4 protein-coding genes are annotated in these 5251 nt (G+C 63.3%); 2 read left to right on the top strand and 2 right to left on the bottom strand.

Annotated features, from left to right (window positions below):
• Together EOA75_RS28150 and EOA75_RS28145 are read left to right on the top strand one after the other, a co-directional pair.
• Nucleotides 1-1320: leucyl aminopeptidase (locus EOA75_RS28150; RefSeq protein ID WP_127325699.1), on the top strand; the 1320-nt coding region annotated here is incomplete at its 5' end.
• 7 nt (nt 1321-1327) lie between these two features.
• Nucleotides 1328-1777 (top strand): DNA polymerase III subunit chi, encoded by a 450-nt coding sequence (locus EOA75_RS28145; protein ID WP_127325698.1) that lies wholly within the window; start codon nt 1328-1330, stop codon nt 1775-1777.
• Nucleotides 1778-1969: 192 nt separating this feature from the next.
• Here EOA75_RS28145 and EOA75_RS28140 read toward each other — a convergent pair whose 3' ends face one another.
• Together EOA75_RS28140 and EOA75_RS28135 are read right to left on the bottom strand one after the other, a co-directional pair.
• Nucleotides 1970-2746: an OmpA family protein gene (locus EOA75_RS28140; RefSeq protein WP_127325697.1), complete on the bottom strand. Its 777-nt coding sequence runs from the start codon at nt 2744-2746 to the stop codon at nt 1970-1972.
• A gap of 107 nt (nt 2747-2853) precedes the next feature.
• The coding region (locus EOA75_RS28135; protein WP_164747609.1) for a DUF6212 domain-containing protein at nt 2854-5251 on the bottom strand (2398 nt) is incomplete at its 5' end.

Genomic DNA, 5251 nt, shown 5'->3' with positions numbered 1-5251 from the left:
GTCGACCGGCTAGTGGCGGTTGGCGCCGGCAAGGTCGCAAGCCTCGACGACTACGCCTGGCTGAAGCTCGGCGGCGCGGTTGCCGCCGCGCTGCGCAAGGCTGTGGAAGTCGCTGTCATCCTCGATCTTCCGGACCTCCAGCCGGACGGCAGGCAGGCGGCGCACCTTGCCGCCGGCATCCTCCTGCGCAGCTACGGCTTCGACAAATACAAGACCAGGAAGGACAAGGAAGACGGCCAATCCGACGCGAAGGGGGCGGAGAGCAAAAAGGCCGAAACCGCAAAGCCGGCCAAGATAACCATCCACTGCGCCGACCCTTCCGCCGCCAAGAAGGCCTTCGCCGCGGAAGAGGCCGTTATCGAAGGCGTGCTGCTTGCGCGCGATCTCGTCAACGAGCCGGCCAATACGCTCGGTCCGGTCGAGTTCGCCGCTCGCGCGAAGGAACTGGAAGGGCTCGGCGTTGAGGTCGAGATCCTCACCGAGAAGGAGATGAAAAGGCTCGGCATGGGCTCGCTGCTTGGCGTCGCGCAGGGCTCGCCGCGCGGCGCCCGCATGGCCGTCATGCAATGGAAGGGCGGCAAGGCCAAGGACGCGCCGATCGCCTTCATCGGCAAGGGCGTCACCTTCGACACCGGCGGCAATTCAATGAAGCCGGCCTCCGGCATGGAGGACATGAAGGGCGACATGGGCGGAGCCGCCGCGGTCACCGGGCTGATCCGTGCGTTGGCCGCCCGCAAGGCCAAGGCCAATATCGTCGGCGTCATCGGCCTGGTCGAGAACGCCGTCGACGGCCATGCGCAACGCCCGGGCGACATCGTCACCTCGATGTCGGGCCAGACCATCGAGGTCTTGAACACCGACGCAGAAGGCCGCTTGGTGCTCGCCGATGCGCTCTGGTACACCAACGATCGCTTCAAGCCGAAATTCATGGTCAATCTGGCGACGCTGACCGGCGCCATCATGGTCGCGCTTGGCCAGCACTATGCCGGCCTGTTTTCCAACAATGACGAGTTGGCCGGCAGGCTTTTCGGCGCCGGCCAAGCGACGCAGGAGCGGCTGTGGCGCATGCCGCTTGGTGCCGAATACGACAAGCTGATCGAGTCCAAGAACGCCGACATGAAGAACATCGGCGGCCGCTATGGCGGCGCCATCATCGCCGCGCAGTTCCTGCAGCGTTTCGTCAAGGACACGCCCTGGGCGCATCTCGACATCGCCGGCACCGCGATGGGCGCCCCGGCGAGCGAGATCAACCAATCCTGGGGCTCCGGCTTTGGCGTACGGCTGCTCGACAGGCTGGTGCGCGACCATTACGAAGGATAAGGCTGTCGTGGCCGACCTCCTGTTCTACCACCTGACCGAATCGACGCTTGAGGAAGCCCTGCCGGGCCTGCTCGAGCGCAGTGTCGAGCGCGGCTGGCGCGCGGTCGTGCAGACCGGCACGGAGGAACGGCGGGACGCGCTCGACCAGCATTTGTGGACGTTTCGCGACGACTCCTTCCTCGCGCACGCCACCGACCGCGAAGCCTATCCGGCCGAGCAGCCGATCCTGCTCACCACGGGGGAGGGCAACCCCAACGCTGCCCAGATCCGCTTCCTGGTCGATGGTGCGCACCCGCCCGAGCTTTCGGGCTACGAGCGCGCCGTCTTCCTGTTCGACGGCCACGACGCAGCGCAGCTCGAAGGCGCGCGCAGCCACTGGAAGACGATGAAGGAAGCCGGCCACGCGGTGACCTACTGGCAGCAGACGCCCGACCGTCGCTGGGAGCGCAAGGCGTGAGGGTAATCAGCGGTCACTGATCGTCGCCTTGTTGATTTTCGTGCTGGGCGGAAGGTCCTTCGCCCGTCGGTGGATTTGGCCGGCGATATGCACTTGACCCTGTAGACAAGTCTTCTTGATTTGCTCGACGGACATTTCCCCTCCGAGCACGGGTGGCGTCAAAAGTCGTAACATTCGCCGGCGGCAGGCGCGCTACATCAGCGATGCGGTGGCCATGCGATTTTTGGCGGTATTCGGCTTCTTGTCGCCGACATACTCAACATTCGTATCGACCAGCCGGTCGCTGTCGATACCGGCTGCGCTTAGAATGTCCATGATTGCCTTGATCCGTTGCTTGGCTAGGTCCTTGTTCGTCTCTGCCGCATCGGCGCCGATAAACTCCTTGGCAGCCAAGGCCGTCAGCCTCACGTTGCAACGCGAATCCTTGATGCTGTTGGCGAACTTCTCGAGGTCGCGTTTGACCGGGGGTGAAATCACCGAGGATCCGCTGTCGAAGAAGAGGGCGACCTGGGCAGGGCTTCGCTTTTCATACTGCCGGCAGGAGATCCCTTGCTTCGGCAAGGTATACAGGATAGCGCTCCGCGCCTGGTTCCTATCGCTGGCGCGATCGTCGACCCAATGAGAAAGCGCCAGCACCATTTCGGGCTTGACGCCCTGCGCTTTCAAAAACGCGCGTGTGGCGTTCAGCCTTTGGCCGGCAATGCTGTCCGCCTTGTCGTACGCGCCTTCCTTGCTGGCCGTCGCGTAGAGCCGGTAGCCGCAATCGCGACCGGCGTCCTTGACGAATGCCGCCAGCCCTTTCGCGGTTTCGTCGGAAATCTTGCTGTCGCCCTTTTTGAACAGGACGCGGTACGAGTTCCACTGGGTGCACTTCGGCCCGACGTCGCGCTCCTGGGCGGCGGCTGTGAAAAATGCGGTACTGACGGGAATGATGAAAAGGCCCAGGACAAGGCCGACAATACTTTTCATTTCTTTGGCGCCTTTCCACACTGACCCGATCTGTTCTTATCGCACTTCGCACTCTTGATTCGCACCCATGAAAGGTCACGTTCGCGCGATTGGCGGGCTCCCGCCCTTCAGTCCCAGACGAGCAGCAATTTGCGCCAAAAGGCGTTGGACGGCATCGGCTTCGAACCGCGCGGCAGTTTGATGGCCAGATAGATGGTCAGCCATTTGCGGTCGATCTCCCGGACGGAAACCTTCAAATCGTGCAACTCGAAAGGTTTCGAAATCCGCGTCCATCCGGAGAATGCCAGCGCGCCGACCGGCGTGTCGTTTTTCCAGCCCAGTTTTTCTTCCGGCCGGCCCAGCGCCATGGCGAATTCGAACGGCGAGGCATCCTCGTGGGCGATCTCCACCGTAGCGATGACACTGCGGGCAAAGGTCGGGAAAGTCGAATTGAGGGCGGCGACAACCGGGCCATGGATGCTCGGCCGCAAAAAGATACCGCCATTGTCCCCGGCGACCAGCAATGCCGGCAACTCGGACGGATAGTTCGTTACAAGCGCTGCGCGCTTCAGCTCCTCGCCGGTCAGCCGCCGCATGCGTTGACGTTCTTGCGGCGCGTTGAGACGCGGGTGCTTCCCGCCGGTCGAAACCACATTTCGGACCTGAATGCTTGAAAAGCCCCCGAGCACCCGAGCGTCCGGCCGATTGCCGCCGCATCTGACGGCGAGCAGCAGGTCGCGTCTGCCGGGAGCAGGCGAGTGGACGCCCGTTGCGATCTCGCGTGGTTCATGCGGGCGGCTGACATCGGCCCAACCGTTCCCGTCGCCATCCTCGAGGAGCCGGGCGAGCTGGTCAAAGGTCTGGTTTTCCGCGTCCACGATCGCGATCTGGAACTGCGCCGGTGCGGTCAGTGCCTCATCGAGATAGACCCAGCAGCTGGCGCTGATCGTCCCCGCCGGACAGACGCCCTTCAGCAGCGCCATTGAGACGGTGCCGGCAGTGGCCTGCACAAACAGCTGGTCCGGCGACTGCTCGACATAGCTCAAGAGATCCGCATCGGCAGCCGGATGCGAGCCAACATAGGCGCGGCGCAGGGCTTCGACCGGGAGGTAGCGCTCGCTGTAGAGCGAGGAATGGAGTTCCGGCACTGTTTCTTCAGCGGCGGCGTTGAGCAGTTCGACGACGCCCAGCGTGAAGTCGGACCGTCCGGCGTGAGCGAGCAGCGAAATAGCCGTGTCGGCCCTGCCTTCTCGCGCCGCAATCTCGGCCAGCAACTGCACTGCGTCCGCGGAGTTGGGGGAGGCTGCGCTCAGCCGCAGATACCGTTCGTCCTTGACGCGCAGTTCAAGATTCCAGAGGTTGAGGTCCTTCTCATGATCGGCAGTGTTCGAGCTGATGCCGAGCTGTACGAACATGTCGGTGTGCGCGAACTTGTGCTTTCGAAACACATCGATGATAGGACGGCGATTCCTCAGCCACTCGGCATTGCGGTTCATGCCGGCCGGCGAAGACCGGTACCAGTACAGCGGCTCCGGCACGGTGACGATTTCCAGACCCGCGAGATCGGCGCGCAGGAAGAATTCCCAATCGCTCGCCGAAAAGCCGCGCTCCTCGTTGAGGTAGCCAACCTTGTCGAACACCTCGCGCCGGAACATTGCGTTGGCGTCGCCATACGGATTGGTAATCAGCGCGATGTCCGGCGGACCGCCGACCGGAAAGTAGAGCATATAGCCGCTCTTGGTGTCCGGCGGCACGAAAGGCTCGTTGAGCCATTTGGCGAAAGTCGTGCAGATATCGGCGCCGGACTTTTGCATGCCGGCCACAAACGTGCTGACGGCGTTGGGGAAGAGAGCGTTGTCGTCGTCCAGGAACAGGATAAAGGACCCCTTGGCGGCGCGAATACCGGTGTTGCGCGCTTTGCCGAGGAAGCCGTTCTTCTGCCGGATGATCCGCCAGCCGCGCTGCTCGAACTCGGGCTCGATGTCATTGAGCAGCCGAATTGCATCCGGATCCGTGCTGCCGTCATCGACGACGATCAGTTCGATATTGGGGTAGTCCTGGCGCCGGACCGAGGCAATCGCCTGCGGCAACAGCCGCGCCCGATTGTAGTGCGCCGTGATGATGGATACCAGCGGCGGTCGGCTGCGGTTCCGGCTTGGGCCGTCGGCTCTGGCCGGATGCCGGCACAATTTGACGTGCAGTTTGCTCCAGGCCTTCTCGCGCGCTTCCCGGTCAAGCAACGGTTTTGCCGGACCGAACGAGCGGCTCTCGAGCACGGATTGGATCTTGGCCGCGATCGCGGAGGGGGATGCCTCCACCATGACCGCCTCGGCGGACTCCGGCTGAAGCAGCCCGCGCATGCTGCCGACGTCCGTCGTGACGAACGGGATCTTCTCGTCAAGGCACGTCACCACATCCAGCGGGAGCTGCGCGGCCGAGTGCGTTATTGCCACCAGCGCATGGGTTTGCCGCAGGTAACGAAAGATCTCGGGCTCGTCCCGGATGGGCAGCAGTTTCAGCTTGAAG

The sequence above is a fragment of the Mesorhizobium sp. M1A.F.Ca.IN.022.07.1.1 genome, assembly GCF_003997575.1.
Lineage (GTDB): Bacteria > Pseudomonadota > Alphaproteobacteria > Rhizobiales > Rhizobiaceae > Mesorhizobium.
Note: the sequence above shows the minus strand (reverse complement) of the source record. Positions and strands in the feature narration are given on the sequence as shown.

Bases quoted from the DNA above. Each gene is read 5' to 3' on its own strand.
- EOA75_RS28140 (WP_127325697.1), bottom strand. From the start codon at position 2,746: ATGAAAAGTATTGTCGGCCTTGTCCTGGGCCTTTTCATCATTCCCGTC.